Genomic DNA, 21263 nt, shown 5'->3' with positions numbered 1-21263 from the left:
GCTCGAACAGCGGGCACTCGAAGAAAAACAGAAAGGTTACTGGCCGTTTCCGAAACAATCGTAGCCGTTTTCCTGATCTGGAAACGATTACAATATGACAACTAAAAGAAATTTTTTTCTTTTGACACCCATCAATGGAAGAGGCGCAAATATAGCGTCAATATGGCAGTCGAACGAGGTGCAGGCCCCTGCATCCCTTTAGTGGGGTGGATGAGTCGCGCCTTCACAAAAGATTAAAGACGCAGGATCTCAACCTATGACCGTAAAAATCACGGTACTAAAAGAACAGGACGAAGGCGGTGAACGTCGCGTCGCCCTGATCCCGCAGGTTGTCGAGCGCCTCAGCAGCCTCGGCGTCTCTTTCGCGATGGAAAACGGGGCCGGTGTCGCCTCTTCCTATCCGGATGAAACCTATAAAGACGTAACCCTTTCAACAGACCGGAAGGCTCTTCTCGGCGATGCGGATATTGTCCTCGCCGTTCAGCCTCCCACCATTGAAACCGTTCAGGCCATGCAGCCCGGCGCCATTCTGGTGTCCTTCATTTACGGCCGAAACCACCCTGATCTGGTCAAGGCCCTCCGGGACCAGAAAGTCACCTGCTTCGCCATGGAGCTGGTTCCCCGCATTTCCCGCGCACAGGCCATGGACGCCCTGTCCAGTCAGGCCACCCTTGCCGGCTATTACGCCGTTCTGCTCGGGTCCGTGCACATGACCAAGATCCTTCCCATGATGACCACGGCCGTCGGCTCCCTGCGGGCTGCAAAGGTTCTTGTCATGGGCCTTGGTGTCGCTGGCCTACAGGCCCTCGCCACGGCCAAGCGCCTTGGTGCGGTCACGGAAGGTTATGACGTCCGCCCCGAAACACGCGAAGAGGCACAGTCTCTCGGCGCCAAATTCGTCGATACCGGCGTGGATGGCACCGGCAAAGGCGGTTATGCCCGCGAACTGACAGACGAAGAAAAACAGACGGTCCGCAAGGTCATCAGCGACCACATTGCACGGGCTGACCTGATCGTCACGACGGCCGCCGTCCCCGGCAAAAAGGCTCCGCGCCTGATTGATGCCGAGCAGATCAAGGCCATGAAGCCCGGCTCCGTCATCATCGACCTCGGTGCAGAAGGTGGTGGCAACTGTGAAGGCACACAGGCCGGCCAGACGGTGCAGGTTGGCCCGACCACAATCGTTGGTCCGATCAATGTTCCGTCCATGCTCGCCCTTCAGGCCAGCGAACTTTATTCCAAAAACATCATGCATCTGCTCCAGCAGATCCTGACCAAGGATGGTCAGATCCAGCTGGATTTCACAGATGAAGTCATTTCCGGCACAGCCCTGACTCATGATGGCTACATCACGAACGAAGGCATCCGCACGGCCGTCGATCCGAATTCCCCGGCACCGCCCGCACCGCAACCCCCTGCCCCGGCTGCCGCCCCCGCCGCACCGGCACAGGCTTCAGGACAGGAGGCCGCACGATGATCACCGCAATGACCTTCATCATCGCGCTCTACATCTTCATGCTCGCGGCTTTCACGGGCTACGAGGTCATCAGCCGCGTGCCCTCCATTCTGCACACACCGCTGATGTCCGGCTCGAACTTCGTACACGGTATCGTGGTCGTGGGGGCGCTGACAGCCCTGTTCAACGCCTCTTCCGTGCTTGAACAGGTTGTCGGTTTCCTCGGCGTCATGATGGGCGCTGGTAACGTTGTCGGCGGTTACGTCGTGACTGACCGTATGTTGGCCATGTTCAAGCCCAGCGACAAAGCGGCTCCGCAGAAGGGAGCGCAGAAATGATCCTCCTCGAATATATCGTCGCCATCAGCGCACTTATCGCCTCCGGCCTGCTGGTCTACGGCCTCAAGCGCATGTCCTCTCCCGTCACGGCCGTTTCCGGCATTGTGACGGCGGGCTGGGGTATGCTGTTCGTCACGGCCGCCAGCTTCCTCGGCATCTTCAGTGTTTCTGAAGCCGCAAAACCACATCTGGTCGTCAACGTCATTCTGGCCATTCTCGCCCTTGTCATTGGCGGCGGCTGGGCTGGGTGGAAAGGCCGCAGCGTTGCCATGACGGCCATGCCGCAGATGGTTGCCCTCTTCAACGGCATGGGTGGCGGTGCTGCTGCAGCTGTGTCCGTCATTGCCCTGACCGGCCCGAAAGAGACAGGCATCGTTCCGCTGCTCGTCACCGTCGCCGGTGGCCTGATCGGCAGCATGTCCCTGTCGGGTTCCATCATTGCCTGGGCCAAGCTCGATGGCCGGATGAACAAGCCGATCCGCTTCGGCGGCCAGCGTATCGTCAATGCTGCCGTCTTTATGCTGACCGTCCTGCTCGGCATCATGGCAGCCTTCCTGTACCATCAGGATGGCGGCGGTATCGCCACGCTGCTGTTCTTCATCGGCGCCCTGCTTGCTGGCATTTGCATGACGATCCCCATCGGCGGCGCTGACATGCCGGTCGTGATCTCGCTTTACAACGCCTTCACAGGTCTGGCTGTCGGTCTCGAAGGCTATGTCATGGCCGATCCGGCTCTGATGATCGCCGGTATGGTTGTGGGTTCCGCCGGTACGCTGCTGACGGTCATGATGGCCAAGGGCATGAACCGTTCGATTGCCAACGTGCTGTTCAGCAACTTCGGTGAAGCTTCTGCCTCCACGGCCACAGGCCCCGAAAAGGAAGCCAAGTCCGTCGCTCCAAGCGATGCTGCCACGACGATGCGCTATGCGTCGTCTGTCATCATTGTTCCGGGTTACGGTCTGGCCGTCGCTCAGGCTCAGGGCAAGCTGTACGACTTCGTCAAGCAGCTTCAGGCCGCAGGCGTGGACGTCAAGTTCGCCATCCACCCGGTCGCCGGTCGTATGCCGGGCCACATGAACGTGCTGCTCGCCGAAGCCGGCGTCCCGTACGACATGATCTATGACATGGAAGACATCAACGACAGCTTCGCTGACACGGATGTCGCCCTCATCATCGGCGCCAACGACGTGGTGAACCCATCCGCCCGGACGGACAAATCCTCCCCAATCTACGGCATGCCGATCCTGAATGCCGATCAGGCCCGTCAGGTCTTCGTCATCAAGCGTGGCATGGGCATGGGTTATTCCGCCGTTCAGAACCCGCTCTTCTTCCAGGACAACTGCGCCATGGTCTTCGGCGATGCGCAGGCCGTCCTCAGCAAGATGGTCGAAGCCGTCAAGGCTCTCGGCGCATCGTAAAACCCTTCTCAAGGAGACACTCTCATGGCTGATACAATGCTAGCCGCCGTCGTCCGCGAGTTCGGGAAGCCTCTCTCAGTCGAGAGGCTTCCCATCCCCGAGATCCGGCCCAACCAGATCCTCGTGAAAGTCGATACCTGCGGCGTCTGCCACACTGACCTGCATGCCGCGGAGGGTGACTGGCCCGCAAAGCCGAACCCACCGTTCATTCCCGGCCATGAAGGCATCGGCCATATCGTGGCCGTTGGCAGTCAGGTCAGCCACGCCAAGATCGGCGACGTGGTCGGTGTGCCGTGGCTCTATTCCGCCTGCGGGCACTGCGAACACTGCCTCGGCGGCTGGGAAACGCTGTGTAAGGATCAGGACGACACCGGCTACACGGTCAATGGCTGCTTCGCCGAATATGTCGTCGCAGATCCGAACTATGTCGCACATCTGCCCAGCAACATCGATGCCCTACAAGCCGCACCCGTGCTTTGCGCAGGTCTGACGGTCTACAAGGGCCTGAAAATGACCGAGGCCCGCCCCGGTCAGTGGATGGCCATTTCGGGCGTTGGCGGACTGGGTCAGATGGCCGTTCAATATGCGGTCGCCATGGGCATGAATGTCGTGGCCGTCGATATTGACGACGACAAGCTCGCCACAGCCACAAAGCTTGGCGCAGCTCTGACCGTCAATGCCAAGGACAAGGACCCGGCAGCCTTTATCCAGCAGGAAGTCGGCGGCGCTCATGGCGCTCTCGTTACGGCTGTGGGTCGCACCGCGTTCTCGCAGGCCATGGGTTATGCCCGCCGCGGCGGCACAATCGTTCTGAACGGCCTGCCACCCGGAGACTTCCCGGTGTCGATCTTCGATATGGTCATGAACGGCACGACCATTCGTGGCTCCATCGTGGGCACACGGCTAGACATGATCGAAGCCATGGATTTCTTCGCCCGCGGTAAGGTCAAGTCCGTCGTCACCGCAGACAAGATCGAGAACATCAACACGATCTTCGACAATCTCAAGAACGGACGCCTTCAGGGCCGTACGGTTCTGGATTTCCGTTCCTGAGACAGGACACCTAAGACTTTAGAAAGCACACGCCATGTTTGCCATGCAGCTCCGCCAACACCACCAGCCTCTGGAATGGGTGGAGCTGCCAGACCCCGAACCCGGACCGGACGAAATCCGCATCCGCATCGGGGCCTGCGGCGTCTGCCGCACAGACCTGCATGTCGTAGACGGCGAACTCGCCAACCCCACCCTTCCCATCATTCCCGGGCATGAAATTGTTGGCCGGATCGACAAGCTAGGAAGCAACGTTAAAAGCCTTAGCGTCGGGGAACGGGTCGGCATTCCCTGGCTCGGCCATACCTGCGGGCATTGCTATTACTGCACGCATGGGATGGAAAATCTCTGCGATCACCCCCTTTTCACAGGCTTCACCCGCAATGGCGGCTACGCGACCATGACAGTCGCTGATGCAAAATATGCTTTTCCCATGGGTGACAAAGGGGAAGACAAGAATCTTGCTCCCCTGCTCTGCGCTGGCCTGATCGGCTGGCGCTGTCTCAGCAAAGCTGGAGACGGCAAAAAGATCGGCCTGTATGGCTTCGGAGCCGCCGCTCACATCATCATTCAGGTACTGCGCTGGCAGGGCCGCGAGGTTTATGCCTTCACGTCTCCCGGAGACACAGAGAAGCAGACATTTGCCCGCTCCCTTGGCGCCGTTTGGGCAGGCGGTTCAGACGAACTCCCACCCGAACCGCTTGACGCCGTCATCCTGTTTGCGCCTGTCGGTGCTTTGGTTCCGGCCGGACTGAAAGCCGTCCGCAAGGGTGGAAAGGTCGTGTGTGGCGGCATCCACATGAGCCCCATCCCGTCCTTTTCCTACGATACACTCTGGGAAGAACGCGAGATCGTTTCCGTTGCCAATCTGACCCGGCAGGACGGACTGGATTTTCTGAAACTGGCTCCTGAGATCGGCATCAAGGTCACGAATACGCCTTATGCCCTCAAAGATGCCAATCAGGCTCTGGATGACCTGCGCCACGGTCGTTTTGAGGGAGCCGCTGTTCTCATTCCATAAGCGGACACCACTGCTCTGCCCTCGCTCTTAACAGCCCCATCGCCTAAGAAAGACATACTGTGTCACAATAAGGCGACAGGCACTTCATGCGTAAGACAGCTCTTCTCCTGATCGTCTTTCAATTCTGCGGGCACGCTCAAGCTGCACCCTGGCAGAGTTGCCTTCATGGAGCGGTCTCCGTTCCACTGGAGCACTATAATGCGCCACCCTCCATGCTGGGCAGTATAGACGGATTACCTGCCCGCTTTTTCCTTGCCCCACAGGCAAGCGATACTTTTATTTTTGCCAATCACAATGTCACGTTTTCGGGCTCAGCTCCTGAAGATGCCGGATCAGAGACAGGCGAAGCGACAGTATTCGTAAAAACGCTCTCAACCGTAAATATTGGTGCCCTCATACTCAAAAATTATACTGCTTATGTGGTGGATTATTCAGTGCCCAACACTATTATTCCACCACTCCAGGTCGAATTGGGAGAGCACTTTCTCTCCCATATTTCCACCCTGATTGACCGCTCATCTCGCAACGTCACGTTCTTTCGATACGACGATGAGAAATGTCCATCGATCGGAGATTTGCTCCCCGCGCCGACAACCAAACTGCACCTCTATCAAGACGGTTATCCACTCTCGAACACGGTTCTTGTTGAACTCAACGGCCATCCAGTTCGGATGAAAATCAACCTAAGCTCCAACCGAACCCTCATCCAGCAAGATACGGCCAGAGCAATAGGCATTGCGCCTGAGCCAAACACAGATGATCCCGTCCGCATCAATGCAAGCAATACAGTTGGTGGCTATCTTCATACGTTCGACACACTAAAAATCGGCCCGTTTCTGCTATCTCACCCGAAGATCGTCATCGCTTCCACCATTGCCTATGACGAGTTAGGCACTGATGCTCTGAACCGTTTCCATATCCTTCTGGACCCACCTCGTGCGGCCATCTGGCTCTCTCCCGCGTCAGACCCTTCTCTCACCAAAGAACCTCCGCTGCCATGGACGCCCCTCCATATCCGGAAGTATCAGGCGACTGCTCATGATCAGGGCATCGCCCCGAAAGATCCCGTTCATTCCGGGAATGATATGTTGAAGACAGCCAGGCCAGATCGATAATACTATTCCGAATTAGAAACATATCATCTGACCATAAAGGCTCGGCCACCATGAGACGACTGTCCAAAACACTCCGAACCGCCGTGCTCGCATCCACGCTCGGCGCAGCATGCATTCCCAGCCACAGCGAGGCGCAAACTCTCCCGCCCCTGCAAAGTGTCTCCGTTTACGGTCAGCAGATCCGTTTCCTGGAAGCTGGTACAGGTCCGGACCTTGTGCTGGTCCATGGCCTCGGAAGCAGCGCCACAATGGACTGGGGCAAAGTCATCCCTGAACTGTCCCGGCATTATCATGTCATCGCCATGGATCAACTCGGCTTTGGTGCTTCGGAAAAGCCACTGGTCGCTTATGGAATTCAGACATGGGTGGACATGCTGGATGGCTTCCTGAAAGCACGCCACATCACGCATTTCATGCTTGCCGGAGAATCCCTCGGCGGCTGGATCGCGGGACTTTACACAATCGAGGCGGCACAGAATTCTTCCATGGCCATGCCCCTGCGCCTCGTCCTGAGCGATGCCGCTGGCCACAAGTCCCTCGTCGAACATGGTCTTCCCCTGTTCGGCCCGGTGTCATTTTCTGGCATTCGCACGGGGCTAAGATGGCTTTTTTACAATAAAGCACTCATTACAGATGAACTGGTTCAGGCAACATTCCGAACCCGACTGGCCGAAGGTGCGCAATACACGCAGGAGAGCTTCGCCAGAAACGCCAATGCGCCGGACACCTTTCTCGATGACAGCATGAAGGCCATTCATATTCCCACGCTCGTGATCTGGGGACAGAATGACCAGGTCATTCCACTGGCCGACGGCCACGATTTTGCTGCAAAAATTCCCGGAGCACATCTGACGGTCATTCCACAATCAGGGCATGCCCCAAGCATTGAAAGACCCGAGGCTTTTCTTAAAGTCGTCGAGCCGTTCCTAGCAGCGAAGTAGTACCCGCCATCAGACCAGAGGGGCTGGAATCCCGTCCCTCTTGTCCTGCGCCTCAACATACATCCGCAATACAGCGGGGTATCGCGTGCGGGTTATTTTCTCCAGCATCGAAACTCCCCGCTCCACGTCTCCGGCTGAGATCGCATCATCCCAGTCCAGAGATAGCAGAACGATAATGCTCTCGGGGCCTCGGGTCTCCGTCACAACCTCATTGATCCCGACAACACCGGGCAATTTCTGCGCTTCAGCGCGCACAAAGGCATCAATTTCCGGATTGCTCTCACCCACAAGAAGAGAGCGCGTCTCGTTGGTCAGCAATGCTGCCACCACAACCAGCACGACACCAATCAGCAGAGATGCAATTCCATCCAGAACGTGCAGACCCGTCACAACGGAAAGCACGGTGAACACCAGCGCAATCACCAGACTGACCAGCGCGGCCCCATCCTCAAACAACACGACAAACAGGCCGGGATCGGCACTCCGCCGAATCATTCTCCACAATGAAACCCCCTCGCTACGTGGCAGGGATTTCACCGCAGCAATGAACCCATACCCTTCCATGCTGCCGGAAATCGCGAGAATGGCCACGTTCATCCACCATCCCGGAAAGACATGACCCAGAAGGTTCACCGGCTGCATTTCCGCCGGATGCATGACCTTCTCCCAACCTTCATAAAGAGACGCGACGCCACCACCCACGAACAGCGCGCCGGCCACAACCATCGTCCAGAAATACAGCTCGCGATGGTAGCCCAGCGGATGCTCCTTCGTTGCCGGTGCCGCGGACCGCTTCATGCCCACCAACAACAGGATCTGGTTTCCGCAGTCCACAAAGGAATGAACCGTCTCAGCCAACATCGCAGCGGAGCCGGTTAAAAGAGCAGCCATGCCTTTCACGCAGGCAATGCCGAAATTGACACCCAGCGCGATGAAAACGACTTTTGTTGAACCACCAGCAGACATGAAGCCCTCATTTCCGTAAGCAAAGGCCAGATTGGGGACCTCGGATAACCTAAGTCAAACTTCGCGGGCTTTCAGGGGTTCATGACCCCAACATAAAAAAGGCCGCCCACAAGGGACGACCTTCTTCAAGCGACGATGTCTAGCCCGCTTCAGGCAGACAGACGTGCCTTCACAAGTGCACTGGCCTTGGCCGGATCCAGATCGGCACCAAAACGCTCTTTCAGCGCTGCCATAACCTTGCCCATGTCCTTCATGCTTTCCGCACCTACAGCAGTCGCGGCTTCATCGATGGCAGACTTCAGAGTTGCCTCATCGAGTTCTGGCGGCAGGTAGGCCTTGATCGTCGCGATCTCACCTTCTTCCTTTTCCGCCAGTTCCGGCCGACCACCTTCACGATACATCGTTGCGGATTCAGTACGGGACTTGATCATGGAACGCAGAGCGGAAATAATCTCTGCTTCCGTCACTTCCCCGGTCTTGGCGCGAGCAGCAACTTCAAGATCCTTCAGCTTCGCCGTGATGCCACGGATCTGCGCCACCTTCTCAGACTGACCAGCCTTCATTGCTGTTTTGAGGTCATCCATGATCTGCGTGCGAAGCGACATGCGTCTTCTCCTGTTTGCGCGGGGCCTGAAAAGCCCCTGTTCAGTCAATGGCGGCAAAATCGCATAAAAGCCTCCCCCCAACAATGGAAAGCACAGCTCTTTCCAGCATCGTCACAAGGTGCAGGGAAGTTTTTTCCCATACCATTCCACAGACACAAAAACTCATTGGGAAAAAACTTCCCATTTCCGGTTCGATCGCCTATCAGACGGGAAAGTGAACGCGGAGCCAGGAACGGGCGACCATGGACATCGACAGAATCATTGAAAAAGCTGGTGGCGCGGAAGAAATCGCCGCGCTGGCTGGTGTCGGCCTTGAAGCCGTACGAAAGTGGCGTCAGTCGCGAACCGTGCCGACCAAGCACTGGCCCGCCCTACTGCGCGTTCCCGGAATCGAACTCCAGGACCTAACTTCCGCTGAAACCCCGCAAGAAAGAGAGACGGACGTGTCCAATTCCTGCCCTGCCGGCGCCAATGCCGCCCTTGTCCTTGCAGATGGCACGGTCCTGTGGGGCCGAGGCTTCGGCGCCCATACCGATGGCGCCGTCGGTGAACTCTGCTTCTCTACCGGCATGACCGGCTATCAGGAAACCCTGACAGACCCGTCTTTCGCTGGGCAGATCGTCACCTTCACCTTCCCGCATATCGGCAACGTCGGCACGAACACGGACGACAATGAAGCGCCCAAAATGGCTGCTCTTGGCGCCGTCGTGAAGGAAGACATCACCGCTCCGGCAAGCTGGCGCTCCACAGAATCCCTTGACGGATGGCTGAAGCAGCACGGCCGCGCGGGCATCAGTGGCGTCGACACCCGTGCAGTTACACGCTCCCTGCGTGACAATGGCCCACAGACCGCCATTCTTTCCTTCCCGGCGAATGGTCGGATCGACACGGACAGCCTGCTAAACCGTGCGCGTCAGTGGCCTGGGCTCGAAGGCATGGATCTTGCCAAAGAGGTCACGCAGCCAAAGCGCGTCTGGACGGAAGGCGTATGGGAAAGCACCCGCCCGGCCCGTACCGAGAACCGCCGCCGTGTGGTCGCCATGGACTACGGCGCCAAGGACAACATCCTGCGCTGCCTCGTGACCGCTGGTTGTGACGTCACGGTTCTGCCCGCGACCGCTACGGCTGAGGAAATTCTAGAACTGAAGCCCGAAGGTGTGTTCCTGTCCAACGGCCCGGGCGATCCGGCAGCGACCGGCACCTATGCCGTCCCGGCCATCAAGAGCGTTCTGGACGCCAACGTGCCAGTTTTCGGCATCTGCCTTGGGCACCAGCTTCTCGCACAGGCCCTCGGCGGAAAGACCTACAAGCTGGATCGTGGCCATCGCGGCGCCAACCAGCCGGTCAAAGACATCGAGAGCGGCCGCGTGGAAATCACCAGCCAGAACCATGGCTTCGCCGTGGATGAGAAGTCGCTGCCCGCTGATGTGAAGGTGACGCATGTGAGCCTGTTTGACGGCTCCAACGAAGGCATTGCCTCCACCACGAAGGACGCCTTCTCCGTTCAGTACCATCCCGAGGCCAGCCCTGGCCCGTCTGACAGTTTCTATCTTTTCGAGCGTTTCGTCGCGGTCATGGACCGTCGCGCTAAAGCAGGAGCCTGAGCCATGCCAAAACGGACAGACATCAAGTCCATCCTGATCATCGGCGCAGGCCCGATCGTTATCGGACAGGCCTGCGAGTTCGATTACTCCGGCGCACAGGCCTGTAAGGCCCTGCGCGAGGAAGGCTATCGCGTCATCCTCATCAATTCCAACCCAGCCACGATCATGACCGATCCAGGCCTGGCGGACGCGACCTATATCGAGCCGATCACGCCGGAATTCGTCGAGCGCATCATCCTTAAGGAAAAGCCCGACGCCGTCCTGCCGACCATGGGTGGCCAGACAGCCCTGAACGCCGCCATGGCGCTCGACAAGTCCGGCTTCCTCAAGACGCACAACGTGGAACTGATCGGCGCCGACGCAGAGGTCATCGACCGTGCGGAAGATCGCCAGAAGTTCCGCGAAGCCATGGACGAGATCGGGATCGAAAGCCCGCGCAGCACCATCGCCCATACGCTGGAAGAAGCTCGCGCGGCACTGGCTGATGTCGGCCTGCCCGCCATCATCCGCCCGTCCTTCACCATGGGCGGCGCGGGTGGCGGCATCGCCTATAACCGCGAAGAGTTCGACCAGATCGTTGCAGGCGGCCTTGATGCCTCTCCCACAACGGAGGTGCTCATCGAAGAGTCTGTTCTGGGCTGGAAAGAGTACGAGATGGAAGTCGTCCGCGACACCGCGGATAACTGCATCATCATCTGCTCTATCGAAAACATTGACCCGATGGGCGTGCACACCGGTGACTCCATCACCGTCGCCCCGGCCCTGACGCTGACCGATAAAGAATATCAGCGCATGCGGGACGCCTCGATCGCGTGCCTACGCAAGATCGGCGTCGAGACTGGTGGCTCCAACGTGCAGTTCGGCGTCAACCCTGCCGATGGTCGTCTGGTCGTCATCGAGATGAACCCGCGCGTCTCCCGTTCCTCGGCGCTTGCCTCAAAGGCCACCGGCTTCCCGATCGCCAAGATCGCCGCCAAGCTGGCCGTTGGTTACACGCTGGACGAACTCAAGAACGACATCACGAAGACGACCCCGGCCTCTTTCGAGCCGACGATCGACTACGTTGTTGCCAAGATCCCCCGCTTCACGTTCGAGAAGTTCCCAGGCTCCCCGGCCCTGCTTTCCACGTCCATGAAGTCGGTCGGCGAAGCCATGTCCGTGGGTCGCTCTTTTGCCGAGGCGATCCAGAAGGGCTTCCGCTCCATGGAGACGGGCCTGATGGGTCTGGACCCGGTTGAAGCACCCGGCGATGGTTCGAAAGACGCCTATCTGGCTGCTCTTGCAGAACCACGCCCAGAACGCATTCTGATGGCCACGCACGCCTTGCGCGCGGGCCTGACGGTCGAAGAGATCCAGCAGGCCTGCAAGTTCGAGCCCTGGTTCCTGCGCCAGCTTGAAGACATCGTGTCTTCTGAGCGGGACGTGGAAAAGAACGGCCTGCCAAAAGACGCCTACGGCATGCGCCGCCTGAAAGCCCAGGGCTTCTCTGACGCCCAGCTTGCCCGCCTGTCAGGCCACACCATTCCGGACGTCGCAGCGCAGCGCGAAGCTCTTGAAGTCGTACCCGTCTATCGCCGCATCGATACCTGTGCCGCAGAGTTCGCTTCTGACACTCCGTATCTTTATTCCACCTATGAAGGCGGATATGGCACGCCGGAATGCGAAAGCCGCCCGACCACCCGCGACAAGATCATTATTCTGGGTGGTGGCCCGAACCGGATTGGTCAGGGCATCGAGTTCGATTACTGCTGCGTTCATGCCGCTTACGCCCTGCGTGAAGCTGGTTTCGAAACGGTCATGGTCAACTGTAACCCGGAAACCGTTTCCACCGATTACGACACGTCCGACCGCCTGTACTTCGAACCTCTGACTGCGGAAGACGTCATTGCTCTGATCCGCACGGAAGCGAAGGGTGGCAAGGTTCTGGGCTGCATCGTTCAGTACGGTGGCCAGACCCCTCTCAAGCTGTCCCGTGCACTTGAAGAGGCAGGCATTCCGCTGCTCGGCACCCCGGCTGACGCTATTGATCGCGCGGAAGACCGTGAACGCTTCCAGACCATGCTACGCAAGCTGGGTCTTCGCCAGCCACGTAACGGCATTGCCCGCAATCCGGCAGAAGCCGAGAAAGTGGCCGAAGAGGTCGGATACCCGGTCGTTGCCCGTCCGTCCTACGTTCTGGGCGGCCGTGCGATGGAAATCGTCTATGATAACGCAGGCCTGAAGCACTACCTGAATACGGTTCTGCGCGCCGCTGGCCCCGAAGTTTCCACCGGTCCGGTCCTGCTCGATCACTACCTGAACGATGCCATCGAAGCCGATGTGGACTGCATTTCGGACGGCGAAAACGTCTATGTTGCCGGCGTCATGGAGCACATTGAGGAAGCTGGTATCCATTCCGGTGACTCTGCCTGCTCCCTGCCGCCTTACACGCTGTCTCCAGCACTGGTGACAGAACTTCGCGCGCAGACGGAAGCCATGGCTCGTGAGCTTGGCATCCGCGGCCTGATGAACGTGCAGTACGCCATCAAGGACCAGGAAGTCTTTGTCCTTGAAGTGAACCCACGCGCGTCTCGTACGGTGCCGTTTGTTGCCAAGGCAACAGGCGTTCCGGTTGCCAAAATCGGCGCTCGCGTTATGGCTGGCGCGCGTCTGTCCGAGTTCCGTCTGGATGGCGGGGCGGTCTCCCCGCACGTTGCGGTCAAGGAAGCCGTCTTCCCGTTCCATCGCTTTGCGAACGCAGACACGATCCTCGGTCCGGAAATGCGCTCTACGGGTGAAGTCATGGGGCTGGATTCCAGCTTCGAGCGTGCCTTTGCGAAGTCTCAGCTTGCTGCCGGCGTAAAACTGCCACTGGCTGGAACGGTCTTCCTGTCCGTTCGTGACAGCGACAAGGGACATGTGCAGCCGCTAGCCCGCAAACTAGTTGAAATGGGGTTCACCGTTCTCGCAACCAGCGGCACAGCTTCACGCCTCGAAGCGGCTAACATTCCGGTCAAGCGCGTGAACAAAGTCATGCAGGGCCGTCCGAATTGCGTGGATGCCATCCGCTCGGGTGACGTTCAGATGGTCATCAACACATCACAGGGCGGTCAGGCCGCACGTGACAGCTACGATATCCGTCGCGGCGCTTTGACCATGGGCATCCCGCACTACACCACGATTGCCGGTGCCCGCGCGGCAACCTACGCCATCGCGGTTCTTAAGGAAGGCGACCTCGGCGTCGCTCCGCTTCAGTCCTACTTCAAGGGCGAGTTCTAAGCCCTTCCAGCAAAGAAGCCCGTCAGAGCAATCTGGCGGGCTTCTTTTGTATTCAATCGTTGGAATAGCGCAGAAGATCTCCCGGCTGACACTCCAGCACATGGCAGAGCGCCTCAAGCGTGGAAAACCGGATTGCCTTTGCCTTACCAGTCTTGAGAATTGAAAGATTGGCGAGAGTCAGGCCAACCTTCTCTGACAACTCCGTAAGAGACATACCGCGCTCTTTCAGCAGTGCATCCAGACTGACCTGAACCGGCATTAAATGACCTCATCCATTTCGGACTGAAGCTGGGTTCCTAAATCAAAAAGCCACACGACAGCAAATAGGATGATCGCTTCAGGCACGTCTGACAGAAATTCAGCAAAATAGCCAATCCAATTCGCAAAACCCAATCCTGATAAACTATAAATATCATGGATATAATTCGTTACAGGCATGAGGAAATCATAAACAAAACCAAGAAATAGAATCTTATATGCTCTTTTCACATTTTCTTTTGTAAAAATATTTCCCCGTCTGGAGTTCATTAAAATTTTGGAAAAAATTCTGAATATTATTTCTAAACAAGAGTAAATTATTACTAATTCGCAAATAAATACAAAGCTCCAGCATAAATCTTCTTTCGTATATCCAAGAGAATTATCCATGGGGAAATGGTCAACAATTACAATAAAAATGATAACAAACGTAGCCATCCCGAAAAAACCAATGGGAAGCCAAAGGAGCAGACGGAACAGCTTGAGCAGGGTCAATGCATATTCGATTTTTCTCTCTGTCCTGCCCTTACGCGTACCTGCAATCATTCCTACCCGCCCTGACAATGAATTTATCGTTTTTCAATAATATGTTTCATTTCGTTTCGCTAGAGAATTTATTGCTTTTCAATAAACAAAAACGCGCCACCTTGCATAAACCCCCCTAAAATCCTATGTTGTCAGGCTGTTCATTCAATTTCAGTCACGCTTTTCCGAGGATTTCAGAGTGCAGAAGATCCCCATGACCGCAAAGGGACTGCAGCGTCTTGAAGACGAACTGCGTACCCTCAAGAGCGTTGACCGCCCTGCAGTCATTCGTGCCATCGCAGAAGCCCGCGAACATGGCGACCTTTCCGAAAACGCCGAATATCACGCCGCCCGAGATCGTCAGTCTTTCATCGAAGGTCGCGTACTTGAGCTGGAAAGCATTGTTTCCTCGGCAGAAGTTATTGATCCTTCGACCCTGACCGGCACGAAAGTACGTTTCGGCGCGCATATCGAAGTCGTTGACGAAGAGACGGACAAGGAAAACGCCTATCAGATCGTTGGCGTTCATGAAGCCGACATCAAGCAGGGCCTGATTTCAATCTCGTCTCCTCTGGCGAAGGCGCTGATTGGCAAAGATGTAGGCGACACCATCTCCGTTCCCGCTCCCGGCGGTGACCGCAGCTACGAGATCCTGAAAGTCACATACCGCTAATGTCTGACGTCCTGACGTCCGTCGCCCCTGTTGTGACTCTCCTGGACATTGAAAACGCTCAGAAGCGTATTGCGTCCACGGTAGTTCGCACGCCGACGATTGCCTGCCCGGCCCTTTCCCGCCTGACAGGTGCCGAAATTACGCTCAAGCTTGAAAATCTTCAGGCTATTGGCTCGTTCAAGGAGCGGGGAGCCGCCAACAAAATGGCGCTCCTGACGCCCGAGGAACGCGCCCGCGGCGTTATTACAGTCTCGGCAGGCAATCACGCACAGGGTGTAGCGCGTCAGGCCAGCCTCCTTGGCATTGATGCCACGATCGTCATGCCCCGCTTTACGCCAGCAACCAAAGTTGCAGCGACGCAGGCATGGGGAGCAAATGTTGTCCTCGCAGGCGACGATTTTGCTTCTGCATGCGTAACGGCGGAAGAAATTCAGAATAAAGAAGGCCGGGTCCTCGTCCATCCGTTCAATGACCCTGCCGTCATTGCGGGTCAGGGGACTGCTGCACTCGAGCTTCTCGAAGATGCACCCGATATTGATACGGTCGTCGTCCCTGTCGGTGGGGGCGGCCTGATCGGTGGTTTTGCAACCGTCATGGCTGCACTTCGCCCAGATGTGGAAATCATTGGCGTTCAGGTCGAGGCTTATGCCTCTCTAGCCGCATTTCCGACGGAAGGTGGCGCCACTCTCGGTGGCTCGACAATTGCTGAAGGCATTGCCGTGACGCAGTTGGGCGATCATTGCCTCAGAGCATTTCGTCACCGGATTTCCAAAATTCTCGTGGTCAACGAACTTCAGGTCGAAAGCGCTATCACGACGCTGGCGGAAAAAGCCAAGCAGGTCTGTGAGGGCGCCGGCGCGACGGGTCTGGCTGCTGTTCTGGCCAACCCTGAGATGTTCAAGGGCCGCAAGGTTGCCCTTCCCTTGTCGGGTGGCAACATCAATGCCCGTATTCTGGCCAATACAATCCTTCGCTCCCTCCTCCGGGACGGAAGAATTCTTCGCCTGATCTTCCAGATTCCCGACCGCCCCGGAATGCTGGCTGACATTTCCGCGCGTATTGGCAACTACGGTGGAAACATCATCGAAGTGTCCCATCATCGCCTTTTTGCCTCGCCGTCAGTTCAGACAGCCGAGCTGGTTGTGATGATCGAAGCCCGTGACACTCAGCACGCCACGCAGATCGAAACCGATCTTGCCCGTCATTACATCGTTCGACGGGACTGAAACTGCACGCATTGTGTTCGATCTGGTCTCCCAGCGTCGAACACAATGCAACTGCAACCTAATTTCCGAAATTCAGACGCCTTCTACAATCACCACGTTGTAAGAAGCAGCCTTCCAGCGATGCTTCGCGACCGTTTGATAGGCTGGGCTGTCATACCAGGCCCGGGCAGCAGCAATATCCGGAAATTCGACAATAACGACACCATCCGGCTCGATACCTTCAAGCTTTTCCTGCTTTCCGTAGGCAGCAAGAATTTTGGCAGGATGCCCCTTGAAGGTCTCGCCGACACCATTTGAATAGGCTTCAAACTCGGCTGGGTCGGTCAATTTGTCACGAATGAAAATAGCGTAAGCGGTCATGGTACTTCATCTCCTGAACGGGGGTGATGCATAACCGGCCACAAAACGGCGCGATGTTCAGCACACAAGCGCGTGTGCTGAACATTTGAACCCTTTTTAGCGCGTCCCGAAAAGACGATCGCCAGCATCGCCCAGACCGGGGACGATATATCCGTGTTCATCAAGCTTCTGATCAACACAACACGTTACGATCTGCACATCGGGATGCAGCTTCGTCATGTAATCAATGCCTTCCGGGGCCGCGAGCAGGCAGGCGAAAACAGGTGAAATAGCACCCGCTTCCTTGACGCGCGCTACAGCCGCCGCGGCGGAATGTCCCGTGGCGAGCATCGGGTCCAGAACAATACATGTCCGCCCCGGAACGTCGCTTGGCATATTGAAATAATATTCGCTGACTTCCAGCGTTTCATGGTCGCGGCGCAGACCAATATGTCCCACACGCGCAGACGGAACCAGATCCAGCATTCCATCCAGAAGGCCGTTTCCTGCACGCAGAATGGAGACGAAGCATAGCTTCTTGCCGTCCAGTTCCTCACCTTCCATTGGCCCGCTCGGGGCTTCAATATGGCGAGACGCCAGAGAAAGCCCGCGCGTCGCTTCGTATGCCAGAAGCAGACTGAGCTCACGGGTCAGCCGACGAAAGCCTGCTGTAGACGTATTTTTATCACGCAGACGGGTCAGCTTGTGGCGCACCAGCGGGTGGTCGAGAACGATAGGCGGCAGCGCCTGACTCATGCTTTTTCTCCTTCGGCCGGGCGAAAATCGAGTGCCAGACCGTTCATGCAATACCGTAACCCTGTGGGCGGTGGCCCATCAGGAAAAACATGCCCCAGATGCCCGTGACAACCCGCACAGTGCACTTCCGTCCGAACCATTCCGTGGCTGACGTCCTGCGTCGTCCCGACACCGTTTTCCAAAGGCGCGAAAAAAGACGGCCAGCCACTTCCGCTCTCGTATTTCGTGACGGATGAAAAAAGTTCACGCCCACATCCTGCGCAGGCATAAATTCCCGCTCGCTTTTCATCATTCAGCGGGCTGGAACCGGGATATTCGGTGCCATGCTCGAGCAGGATACGGCGCTGTTCCGGCGTAAGGCCGACGCCACACCCCCCGCCATTGGTTCCCGAAACGGGACCGCAGCTTTGGGTCATGGTCAATCTCCAGAAAATCTGAGGTTTTCAGTCTTGGATATATGGAAGCCGCACGCCGCTTTGTCACGCATATCTGAGCGCAAGATATGAAACTTCCTGCCTCACCAGCCGTTTGTGTTCGGCAACCCTGTTTCAGGAGGTAATGTCATGAGCTCCATTGAAGACAAGATCAAAGGCGCCACCAACAAGGTCGTCGGCAAGATCAAGGAAGAAGTTGGTCGCGTCACCGACGATGAAAAGCTCGAAGGTGAAGGCGTTGTCCAAAATCTGAAGGGACAGGCCCAGACCGCCAAGGGTGACGTCAAGGACGCCGTCAAAGGCGGCATCGACAAGATCTGACGCTCACGCGAGTGTCATGTCACCTGCAACGCCCGCCATCTGGCGGGCGTTCGCATTTTGGAGGAGAGGTGGCATAATGCCCAACAGTCTTTTCCTCCTTAATGCGAGACAGGAAGTCCAATCATGTCCCATACCGCTTCTTCTCCACGCCGCCCCGTTATGCTTGTCATTCTGGATGGGTTCGGCTGGCGTGAAGAAAACTCCGATAACGCGGTAAGACTGGCAAACACCCCAACGTTTGACGGACTTTGGGCGAATAACCCGCATGCTTTTCTTAAAACATGCGGGGAAGATGTCGGACTTCCTGAAGGCCAGATGGGCAACTCCGAAGTCGGCCATCTGAATATTGGTGCAGGCCGGGTCGTAATGCAGGAACTGCCTCGCATTTCTCGCAGTGCCCGTGACGGCTCACTCGCCGAAAATACAGCCCTCAAAGAATATATTCATGCACTGAAGGTTTCAGGTGGAACCTGCCATCTGATGGGTCTCGTCTCGCCCGGCGGCGTTCATGCACACCAGGACCATATTCTGGCTCTCGCAAAAATCGTCAGCGCAGCAGGAGTGCCTGTCGCTCTACACATTTTCAGCGACGGCCGTGACACTCCCCCACGCTCCGGCGAGGAATTCATTTCAGCCCTCCTTCGAGATCTGCCAGAGACCGTACAGATTGCCACAATCAGTGGCCGCTACTACGCCATGGACCGCGATCGCCGTTGGGAGCGCGTCAAGCTGGCCGTGGATGCGATCCGTGATGGTCAAGGCCCTCATGCAGATAGCGCCCTCTCTGTACTCAAAGCCAGTTACGCGGAGGACAAGGGAGACGAGTTCGTCCTTCCAACCGTACTCGGACAGTATGGTGGCATGAAAGACGGGGACGGCATTCTCTCCTGTAATTTCCGTGCCGATCGTATCCGTCAGTTGCTGGACGTTCTCGTGGCTCCGGACTTTGATGGATACGACAGCGGTCGCCGCATCAAGTTTGCCGCCATTACCGGCATGACGCGCTACTCGGATCACCTGTCCCCTTACATGACAGTCCTGTTCCCAAAAATTCCTTTGGAAGATCTTCTGGGTGAGGTCGTGGCCAAGGCTAACAAGACTCAGCTTCGTATGGCCGAAACTGAAAAATTCCCTCACGTCACATACTTCCTGAATGGCGGTCGTGAAGTTCAGCTTCCGGGCGAAGAACGCATTCTCGTGCCGTCTCCCAAGGTTGCCACCTACGACCTGCAACCAGAAATGTCCGCTCCCGAGCTGACAGATCGTGCCGTAGAAGCCATTGATTCCGGCCGCTTCGACATGATCATTCTGAACTTCGCAAACCCGGATATGGTTGGCCACACAGGCTCCCTGCCCGCTGCCATCAAGGCCTGCGAAACCGTTGATCAGGGGCTGGGCCGCATCAATGACGCACTTGTCCGTACAGGTGGCACACTGATTGTCACCGCCGATCACGGAAACTGCGAAACCATGCGCGACCCTGAGACGGGCGGCGTTCATACAGCCCACACACTCAACGTCGTTCCAGTCATTCTGGCCCATGCTGATGGCAAAACGATTCACGACGGACGCCTGGCAGACCTGGCCCCGACGCTTCTGGCACTTCTGGGCCTTGCTCAGCCCCCAGCGATGACAGGCGTCTCCCTGCTTGAAAACGCCTGACCCGACCGTCGTTCTGCCACTGGTTTTGGCGTTCTCGCCATTGCTGGTGGCCGCGACTGCGCCCACGCCTCATGGGCATCATACCACTGCCCACGCTCACCCGGCGCATGCCCTGAGCGCGGGACAACAAGCACTGGCCCGAGCTCAGGCTGCCCGGAAAGCGCTTGAGACACAGCAGGCCCAGGAAGCCGCCACACTCCGTGCCAGACAGGCTGCTGCCGTTGCTGCACAGCAAAAGGCGCTGCAGGACAGCGCGCGAAAAGATGCACTGGCCGCTCAGACCCACACGGCCCAGACCGTTGTACAGACGACACGTTCCCGTATCGCGGCTCTGAATACCGAAATCGCAGATCTCACCAGTCGGCAAGCAAACGTGCGGCAGGATATCGCCCACGAAAACCAAGCGCTCCAACCGCTCCTGCCCGTTGCAGCGAGACTTTCGATAGCGCCCGATGCTGCTCTGCTAGCCTCCCCGACGACTGCGACGGAGAGCATTACCGCACTTTCCATTTTAGGAGGTTTCTCCCGCCTGACCCAGCAGCGAGCAGCAAACCTGCAAACGAAGGAAGATGAGCTTCAGGAGATCGGGACCACTCTGGAAGCCCGCCAGAAAGAGCTCGATGGCCTCCTACAGTCACAGACGCATCAACGTGATATCGCGGCCGCCAAAACCCGGATTGCAGCCAAGCAGGAAAACGTCTCGGACCAGGCCGCACGCCGTGCGAAATCCGCAGTTGCCGAAGCGATGAAAGCGTCTGCGGACCTTTCCGCGGAAATCGACGCAATCGCCCGACAGGAAGCTCAGGCCAAAGCAACCCTGGAAGCCGAAGCCCGTGCGCTCGCAAAGAGCCATCAGATGGAACAGGCGCGCAAAGCCCGTGCTCAGGTCAAAGCTCTTTCCGCCGGGAATGGTGTTTCTTCCGGGAGCGGCCATGCACCTGTCACAGGGCGTATTGCGGTTCGGTGGGGACAGGATACGGAAGCCGGTCCGTCAACAGGCATCACCTACGCCGCCGCACCTTCAGCATCCGTTCAAGCTCCCTGCAGTGGCCGAATCGTCTTTTCCGGTCCGTTCCGCTCTTTTGGACAGATGTTGATTCTGGATTGCGGACAGAATTACCGCTTTGTTCTCTCTGGTCTGGGTTCACTGGGTGTTTCCAGCGGGCAAAGTGTCAGGAAAGCTGCCGCACTTGGGCAAATGCCATCTGCTGAGGGGCTGCTCTTTGTCCAGCTGCGCCACGGCGCCCAGATCGTCAGCCCTGCTCCGTTTCTGTGACCCTGTTTTCTGACAGGGCAG

The 21263-nt window shown here is 57.3% G+C and carries 21 protein-coding genes; 14 read left to right on the top strand and 7 right to left on the bottom strand.

Annotated elements, in window-relative coordinates; genetic code table 11:
• Positions 1 to 256 precede the first annotated feature (256 nt).
• The 7 genes from M2305_RS10235 (at position 257) to M2305_RS10205 (ending at position 7339) form a co-directional block, all read left to right on the top strand.
• A complete protein-coding gene (locus M2305_RS10235; protein WP_264649279.1) occupies positions 257 to 1477 on the top strand; it encodes an NAD(P) transhydrogenase subunit alpha in 1221 nt (406 codons plus the stop codon).
• On the top strand, positions 1474 to 1794 hold the full coding sequence (locus M2305_RS10230) for an NAD(P) transhydrogenase subunit alpha (protein ID WP_007282792.1): 321 nt from the start codon (positions 1474 to 1476) through the stop codon (positions 1792 to 1794). Before M2305_RS10235 ends, M2305_RS10230 begins: the two co-directional genes overlap by 4 nt.
• Positions 1791 to 3212, top strand: coding sequence for an NAD(P)(+) transhydrogenase (Re/Si-specific) subunit beta (locus tag M2305_RS10225; protein ID WP_046901232.1), 1422 nt, complete (start codon positions 1791 to 1793; stop codon positions 3210 to 3212). The genes M2305_RS10230 and M2305_RS10225 overlap by 4 nt, the downstream gene beginning before the upstream one ends.
• 24 nt (positions 3213 to 3236) lie before the next feature.
• Positions 3237 to 4265 carry an alcohol dehydrogenase AdhP gene (gene adhP / locus M2305_RS10220; protein WP_046901231.1) on the top strand — a complete coding sequence of 343 codons (1029 nt, stop codon included), beginning with the start codon at positions 3237 to 3239 and terminating at the stop codon, positions 4263 to 4265.
• Positions 4266 to 4299: 34 nt separating this feature from the next.
• Positions 4300 to 5283: a zinc-dependent alcohol dehydrogenase family protein gene (locus M2305_RS10215; protein WP_211510154.1), complete on the top strand. Its 984-nt coding sequence runs from the start codon at positions 4300 to 4302 to the stop codon at positions 5281 to 5283.
• A gap of 86 nt (positions 5284 to 5369) precedes the next feature.
• Entirely contained in the window at positions 5370 to 6398 is a 1029-nt protein-coding gene (locus M2305_RS10210) for a retropepsin-like aspartic protease (RefSeq protein ID WP_264649278.1), read from the top strand.
• Positions 6399 to 6448: 50 nt separating this feature from the next.
• Complete coding sequence (locus tag M2305_RS10205) at positions 6449 to 7339, top strand: alpha/beta fold hydrolase (RefSeq protein ID WP_264649277.1); 891 nt, start codon at positions 6449 to 6451, stop codon at positions 7337 to 7339.
• Positions 7340 to 7348: 9 nt separating this feature from the next.
• On the opposite strand, the gene M2305_RS10200 is transcribed toward M2305_RS10205, so the two are convergent.
• Together M2305_RS10200 and M2305_RS10195 are read right to left on the bottom strand one after the other, a co-directional pair.
• A complete protein-coding gene (locus M2305_RS10200) occupies positions 7349 to 8305 on the bottom strand; it encodes a cation diffusion facilitator family transporter (RefSeq protein ID WP_264649276.1) in 957 nt (318 codons plus the stop codon).
• Positions 8306 to 8454: 149 nt separating this feature from the next.
• On the bottom strand, positions 8455 to 8910 hold the full coding sequence (locus M2305_RS10195; RefSeq protein ID WP_046901226.1) for a GatB/YqeY domain-containing protein: 456 nt from the start codon (positions 8908 to 8910) through the stop codon (positions 8455 to 8457).
• Between the two features lie 242 nt (positions 8911 to 9152).
• Between M2305_RS10195 and carA the strand changes: the two genes are divergently transcribed.
• Entirely contained in the window at positions 9153 to 10514 is a 1362-nt protein-coding gene (carA, locus tag M2305_RS10190; RefSeq protein WP_264649275.1) for a glutamine-hydrolyzing carbamoyl-phosphate synthase small subunit, read from the top strand.
• A 3-nt stretch (positions 10515 to 10517) separates the two neighbouring features.
• Positions 10518 to 13772, top strand: coding sequence for a carbamoyl-phosphate synthase large subunit (carB, locus tag M2305_RS10185; protein ID WP_264649274.1), 3255 nt, complete (start codon positions 10518 to 10520; stop codon positions 13770 to 13772).
• A gap of 52 nt (positions 13773 to 13824) precedes the next feature.
• Here the strand turns inward: carB and M2305_RS10180 are convergent, their stop codons facing one another.
• The gene (locus M2305_RS10180) at positions 13825 to 14031 is read right to left on the bottom strand and encodes a helix-turn-helix domain-containing protein (protein WP_046901223.1); all 207 of its coding nucleotides are present in this window, start codon (positions 14029 to 14031) and stop codon (positions 13825 to 13827) included.
• Positions 14031 to 14576 (bottom strand): hypothetical protein, encoded by a 546-nt coding sequence (locus M2305_RS10175; RefSeq protein ID WP_264649273.1) that lies wholly within the window; start codon positions 14574 to 14576, stop codon positions 14031 to 14033. Before M2305_RS10175 ends, M2305_RS10180 begins: the two co-directional genes overlap by 1 nt.
• A gap of 178 nt (positions 14577 to 14754) precedes the next feature.
• Here M2305_RS10175 and greA point away from each other — a divergent pair, with 178 nt between their 5' ends.
• Together greA and M2305_RS10165 are read left to right on the top strand one after the other, a co-directional pair.
• Positions 14755 to 15228 (top strand): transcription elongation factor GreA, encoded by a 474-nt coding sequence (gene greA / locus M2305_RS10170; RefSeq protein ID WP_086632975.1) that lies wholly within the window; start codon positions 14755 to 14757, stop codon positions 15226 to 15228.
• Positions 15228 to 16454 (top strand): threonine ammonia-lyase, encoded by a 1227-nt coding sequence (locus tag M2305_RS10165; RefSeq protein ID WP_086632974.1) that lies wholly within the window; start codon positions 15228 to 15230, stop codon positions 16452 to 16454. The genes greA and M2305_RS10165 overlap by 1 nt, the downstream gene beginning before the upstream one ends.
• A 72-nt stretch (positions 16455 to 16526) precedes the next feature.
• Here the strand turns inward: M2305_RS10165 and M2305_RS10160 are convergent, their stop codons facing one another.
• The 3 genes from M2305_RS10160 to msrB all read right to left on the bottom strand — a co-directional run bounded on the left by M2305_RS10160 (position 16527) and on the right by msrB (position 17965).
• Entirely contained in the window at positions 16527 to 16814 is a 288-nt protein-coding gene (locus tag M2305_RS10160) for a DUF1330 domain-containing protein (RefSeq protein ID WP_099213198.1), read from the bottom strand.
• Between the two features lie 96 nt (positions 16815 to 16910).
• Positions 16911 to 17549, bottom strand: coding sequence for a uracil phosphoribosyltransferase (gene upp / locus M2305_RS10155; protein ID WP_064275018.1), 639 nt, complete (start codon positions 17547 to 17549; stop codon positions 16911 to 16913).
• Positions 17546 to 17965: a peptide-methionine (R)-S-oxide reductase MsrB gene (gene msrB / locus M2305_RS10150; protein WP_264649272.1), complete on the bottom strand. Its 420-nt coding sequence runs from the start codon at positions 17963 to 17965 to the stop codon at positions 17546 to 17548. Before msrB ends, upp begins: the two co-directional genes overlap by 4 nt.
• 147 nt (positions 17966 to 18112) lie before the next feature.
• Here msrB and M2305_RS10145 point away from each other — a divergent pair, with 147 nt between their 5' ends.
• From M2305_RS10145 to M2305_RS10135, 3 genes are all read left to right on the top strand, one after another.
• On the top strand, positions 18113 to 18304 hold the full coding sequence (locus M2305_RS10145) for a CsbD family protein (protein ID WP_046901216.1): 192 nt from the start codon (positions 18113 to 18115) through the stop codon (positions 18302 to 18304).
• Positions 18305 to 18427: 123 nt separating this feature from the next.
• The gene (gene gpmI / locus M2305_RS10140) at positions 18428 to 19966 is read left to right on the top strand and encodes a 2,3-bisphosphoglycerate-independent phosphoglycerate mutase (protein ID WP_264649271.1); all 1539 of its coding nucleotides are present in this window, start codon (positions 18428 to 18430) and stop codon (positions 19964 to 19966) included.
• On the top strand, positions 19953 to 21242 hold the full coding sequence (locus M2305_RS10135) for a murein hydrolase activator EnvC family protein (protein WP_264649270.1): 1290 nt from the start codon (positions 19953 to 19955) through the stop codon (positions 21240 to 21242). Before gpmI ends, M2305_RS10135 begins: the two co-directional genes overlap by 14 nt.
• The last annotated feature ends 21 nt before the right edge of the window (positions 21243 to 21263 follow it).

Origin of the sequence: Gluconobacter cerinus (assembly GCF_025961355.1) — a bacterium.
Lineage (GTDB): Bacteria > Pseudomonadota > Alphaproteobacteria > Acetobacterales > Acetobacteraceae > Gluconobacter > Gluconobacter cerinus.
Note: the sequence above shows the minus strand (reverse complement) of the source record. Positions and strands in the feature narration are given on the sequence as shown.

Coding starts and splice junctions, on each gene's coding strand:
- M2305_RS10235 (WP_264649279.1), top strand. CDS start 257: ATGACCGTAAAAATCACGGTACTAAAAGAACAGGACGAAGGCGGTGAA.
- M2305_RS10230 (WP_007282792.1), top strand. CDS start 1,474: ATGATCACCGCAATGACCTTCATCATCGCGCTCTACATCTTCATGCTC.
- M2305_RS10225 (WP_046901232.1), top strand. CDS start 1,791: ATGATCCTCCTCGAATATATCGTCGCCATCAGCGCACTTATCGCCTCC.
- adhP (WP_046901231.1), top strand. CDS start 3,237: ATGGCTGATACAATGCTAGCCGCCGTCGTCCGCGAGTTCGGGAAGCCT.
- M2305_RS10215 (WP_211510154.1), top strand. CDS start 4,300: ATGTTTGCCATGCAGCTCCGCCAACACCACCAGCCTCTGGAATGGGTG.
- M2305_RS10210 (WP_264649278.1), top strand. CDS start 5,370: ATGCGTAAGACAGCTCTTCTCCTGATCGTCTTTCAATTCTGCGGGCAC.
- M2305_RS10205 (WP_264649277.1), top strand. CDS start 6,449: ATGAGACGACTGTCCAAAACACTCCGAACCGCCGTGCTCGCATCCACG.
- M2305_RS10200 (WP_264649276.1), bottom strand. CDS start 8,305: ATGTCTGCTGGTGGTTCAACAAAAGTCGTTTTCATCGCGCTGGGTGTC.
- M2305_RS10195 (WP_046901226.1), bottom strand. CDS start 8,910: ATGTCGCTTCGCACGCAGATCATGGATGACCTCAAAACAGCAATGAAG.
- carA (WP_264649275.1), top strand. CDS start 9,153: ATGGACATCGACAGAATCATTGAAAAAGCTGGTGGCGCGGAAGAAATC.
- carB (WP_264649274.1), top strand. CDS start 10,518: ATGCCAAAACGGACAGACATCAAGTCCATCCTGATCATCGGCGCAGGC.
- M2305_RS10180 (WP_046901223.1), bottom strand. CDS start 14,031: ATGCCGGTTCAGGTCAGTCTGGATGCACTGCTGAAAGAGCGCGGTATG.
- M2305_RS10175 (WP_264649273.1), bottom strand. CDS start 14,576: ATGATTGCAGGTACGCGTAAGGGCAGGACAGAGAGAAAAATCGAATAT.
- M2305_RS10165 (WP_086632974.1), top strand. CDS start 15,228: ATGTCTGACGTCCTGACGTCCGTCGCCCCTGTTGTGACTCTCCTGGAC.
- M2305_RS10160 (WP_099213198.1), bottom strand. CDS start 16,814: ATGACCGCTTACGCTATTTTCATTCGTGACAAATTGACCGACCCAGCC.
- upp (WP_064275018.1), bottom strand. CDS start 17,549: ATGAGTCAGGCGCTGCCGCCTATCGTTCTCGACCACCCGCTGGTGCGC.
- msrB (WP_264649272.1), bottom strand. CDS start 17,965: ATGACCCAAAGCTGCGGTCCCGTTTCGGGAACCAATGGCGGGGGGTGT.
- M2305_RS10145 (WP_046901216.1), top strand. CDS start 18,113: ATGAGCTCCATTGAAGACAAGATCAAAGGCGCCACCAACAAGGTCGTC.
- gpmI (WP_264649271.1), top strand. CDS start 18,428: ATGTCCCATACCGCTTCTTCTCCACGCCGCCCCGTTATGCTTGTCATT.